This is a genomic window from Streptomyces sp. SM1, from assembly GCF_002910825.1.
GTDB lineage: Bacteria > Actinomycetota > Actinomycetes > Streptomycetales > Streptomycetaceae > Streptomyces > Streptomyces okerensis.
In genome coordinates this window covers 1-2122 of sequence record NZ_NEUB01000973.1, presented here as the reverse complement: position 1 = coordinate 2122, position 2122 = coordinate 1, and the positions used below count along the sequence as shown (strand labels likewise).

3 protein-coding genes and 1 pseudogene are annotated in these 2122 nt (G+C 67.3%); all 4 read right to left on the bottom strand.

The features are described 5' to 3' along the window. Positions 1 to 376 (bottom strand): annotated as a pseudogene (locus tag B9S61_RS34215) (IS5/IS1182 family transposase); the annotation flags it as partial. 213 nt (positions 377 to 589) lie between these two features. After that, positions 590 to 817 carry a lactococcin 972 family bacteriocin gene (locus B9S61_RS34210; protein ID WP_103545660.1) on the bottom strand — a complete coding sequence of 76 codons (228 nt, stop codon included), beginning with the start codon at positions 815 to 817 and terminating at the stop codon, positions 590 to 592. Between the two features lie 24 nt (positions 818 to 841). Next, positions 842 to 1783, bottom strand: coding sequence for an IS3 family transposase (locus tag B9S61_RS42915; protein WP_258039777.1), 942 nt, complete (start codon positions 1781 to 1783; stop codon positions 842 to 844). Then, entirely contained in the window at positions 1771 to 2070 is a 300-nt protein-coding gene (locus B9S61_RS34200) for a transposase (protein WP_103543739.1), read from the bottom strand. The genes B9S61_RS42915 and B9S61_RS34200 overlap by 13 nt, the downstream gene beginning before the upstream one ends. Positions 2071 to 2122: the final 52 nt, after the last annotated feature.

Sequence of the window (2122 nt, the reverse complement as noted above, 5' to 3'; positions counted from 1 at the left end):
CGTTGGGGCCGGGGGCGGCGACGCGGTCGGTGCGGATGACGGTGCCGTCGAGGTTCAGATGCGTCAGCCCGGCCGCCTTCGCGCGTTCCAACGCGGTGGCGAGGTCCGGTGCCCCGGCCGCCAGAACGGTCAGCCCCTCATGGAGGTAGCGGTATGCGGTGGAGGCCGACAGGCCGTTGTCGCGGGCGAGTTGGGAAAGGCGGGTGCCGTCGATGAACCAGCGCAGGACGAGCACCGCCTGCGGGAAGCAGCCCAGCGCACGCCTGCCCCTGCGGGTTCCGGCCGCGACGCGGTGATCGCGCAGCAGCCGGGCCAGGTGCTCGGCGGTGGACCGCTTCACATCGAGCACCGCGGTGTATGTGACACTGGTCGGCACGTGAGGCCCCTCGGTCAGAACAATCCGTCGCAAGATCGTTCCTACCAGGGGCCTTACGTCTGCCCGGACTTGGGGACCGCACGGGCCGCAGCGCAAGCATCGCGATCACAGCGAGCGACGGGCGCTTACCGGGAAAGACTCAATCATCATGCAACCGCAAGCCGGCCGGGGGTCGAGGTAGCGGAGCTACCTCGACCCCCGGCCGACGCAGGACTACTTCGTGCAGCCCTTGTCCCAGTAGGACGAGCCAACGGAAGAGCTGTCCACCTCCGCCGAGGCGAGAGACCAGGAGCCGGGCGAGGTGCAGGCGCTGTAAGACCAGTAGTTGCCGTGCACCGAAGACGAGTGGTTGACGCTCGGGTGCTTGTAGTTCGACCACACGCTGCAACAGCCCACGCCGTAGGACCACGTGCCGCCGCCGACGTTGACAGACGTGTCAATCCCCTGGAAGCGTAGAGACCTTCCTTATGCGGCCAGGTCCTCCTGATGGTGGCTGGCGCGTGCTTCGCTGATGATCTGTTCGAACTCCACCGGCGGTAGCCCGCCGGCCGCGGAGTGTCTGCGGCGCATGTTGTAGAAGCCGGTGATCCAGGTGGCGATCTTCAGCCGGGCCTCGGTCCGGGTGGCGAACTGGTGCCGGTGGATGTACTCGACCTTGATCAGCGAGTTGAACGACTCCGCGGCGGCGTTGTCCAGCGCCGACCCGACCCGCCCCATGGACTGCACCACGCCCAGCCGGTCACACAGCTCGTTGTACGCCTGACTGGTGTATTCGCTGCCGCGGTCGGAGTGGAAGATCACGCCGTCCACATCGCCGCCGCGCGTGGTGGCGGCCATCTTCAGCGACGCGGCGACCAGGGCAGCGTCGTGATGCGCACCCATCGCATAGCCGAGCAGTCGGCGCGAGAACAGGTCGATGACCGTGGCCAGGTACAACTTTCCCTCCCCGGTCTCGATTTCGGTCATATCGCCCACCCATAGGACGTTTGGGGAGACCGCGTCGAAGTGGCGGTGCACCAGGTCAGGGGCCGCTTTGCGCTTGCCCTGCCGGGTCAGCGAGCGGCGCCTGCGGGGCGGTTTACGGCCCTGGAGCCCGAGCTCGGCCATGATCTCGGCGACCGTGTTCACCGAGACCTGCCAGCCCGCGGCCCACAGGTCCAGCGTGATCCTCGGTGACCCGTAGGTCTCGCCCGAGCGGCGGAAGAAGTACGTGATCCTCTCCTCCAGCATCGCCCGTCTGACCTCGCGTTTCGTCGGCTCGGCCGGGCGACGTCGCCACTTGTGGAACCACGCCTCGGATACGCCGAGCGCGCGGCAGGAGACAGTGTGCGGGATGCCGTGCCCGGTCCTCTGGTCGCTGATCACCCCGACGAGAGCCGCCGGGTCCGCCACAGCTACTTCACCCACAGGACCATGCAGCGTTTGAGGACATCACGCTCCATGGCCAGTTCCTTGTTCTCTTTGGTCAGCTCGGTGTTGCGCCTGCGCAGTCGCTCCAGTTCCTCCTGGACGCTCTCGCTCCGCCCGCCAGCAGCCGCACCGTTCCGCCGGGCGCGAGAGACCCAGCTGGCCAACGTGGTCTCGTTGATCCCCAGCTCCCTCGCGACCTGCGCGAGCGGCTTGCCTGTCTCGGTCACGATACGCACAGCCCCCTCACGGAACTCCGCGTCGAACTTCCGCCTCTTCTCCGCCATGACTCCCAACTTCCCCTGCAGTCACGGCCTCTACGCTACGAGGGGAAGGTCA

Bases quoted from the DNA above. Each gene is read 5' to 3' on its own strand.
- B9S61_RS34200 (WP_103543739.1), bottom strand. From the start codon at position 2,070: ATGGCGGAGAAGAGGCGGAAGTTCGACGCGGAGTTCCGTGAGGGGGCT.